The following is a 1,236-nucleotide window of genomic DNA, read 5'->3' on the forward strand; positions in this document are numbered from 1 at the left end:
GCACTTCGCGCGGCCCGGCGCGCAGGCCCGTAGCGCCGGTGCCGACTCCGCCGAGCAGGCCCTCGTGGAGGAGGCGACCCGGGTCGCCCTCGACATCCGGCGCACGCTCGACCAGCACCGCAGGCGCGAGGCGGAGCTCACCGCCCTCTTCGACACGGCCGGCGACCTCGCGGCGCTGCGCGATCTCGACGCGGTCCTACGGGCCATCGTGCGACGGGCCCGGACCCTGCTCGGTACGGACTGCGCCTACCTCACGCTCAACGACCCCGTTGTGGGCGATACGTTCATGCGGGTCACCGACGGCTCCGTCTCCGCCGCCTTCCAGCAGTTGCGCCTCGGCATGGGCGAGGGCCTCGGCGGTCTGGTCGCGCAGACGGCCCGGCCCTACGCCAGCGCCGACTACCGCGCCGACGACCGCTTCCGGCACACCAGCACCATCGACGCCGGGGTGCGCGAGGAGGGGCTGCGCGGCATCCTCGGTGTGCCGCTGCGCGTCGCTTCCCGGGTCATCGGGGTGCTCTACGCCGCCGACCGGTCGGTGCGGGAGTTCACCCCCGACGCGGTGGCCCTGCTCTCCTCGCTGGCCGACCACGCGGCCGTCGCCATCGACGGGGCGCGGCTGCTGGAGGAGACCCGTACGGCGCTGGTCGAGCTGAACGCCGCGAACGAGACCGCCCGGGCCCACAGCGAGGCCGCACGGCTGGCCACCGAGACCCACGACCGGCTCACCGATCTGGTCCTGCGCGGCGGGGACGTCACCGATGTGGCCCGGGAGGTGGCCGCGCTGCTGCGGGGCGGGCTGGTGGTACACGATGCCGACGGCGCCGAGCTGGCCCGGGTCGCCACCGAGCCGATCGGCGCGCCCGCCCAGGGGGTGGCGGCCTCCCGTTCCGGCGGCCGGGCCGTGCCGGTCGACGGCGTGTGGGTCTGCGCGGTCCTGGCCGGGCCCGAACTCCTCGGCAGCATCGCCCTGACGGACCGGGCGGAGCTGTCGGACAGCGACCGGCGGCTGTTCGAACGCACCGGCCTGGTCACCGCGCTCCTCCTGCTGCTGCGCCGCTCGGTGGCCCACGCCGAGGACCGGGTGCGCGGTGAGCTCCTCAGCGACCTGCTGACCCCGCGGAACCCGGGGCACACCCCCGACACCGGCAGCCGGACGATCCGGGCCCGCAAACTCGGCGTCGACCTCGCGCGCCCGCACTCCCTCCTGGTGCTCCACTGCGACGCGGCGCTGCG

The 1,236-nt window shown here is 75.8% G+C and carries 1 protein-coding gene; it reads left to right on the forward strand.

The annotated features are described in order from the left end of the window. On the forward strand, nucleotides 1-1,236 hold a 1,236-nt coding region (locus ABZY57_RS32775; RefSeq protein WP_356518198.1), incomplete at both ends, for a GAF domain-containing protein.

Source organism: Streptomyces sp. NPDC006450, from assembly GCF_040612195.1.
Taxonomy (GTDB): Bacteria; Actinomycetota; Actinomycetes; order Streptomycetales; family Streptomycetaceae; genus Streptomyces.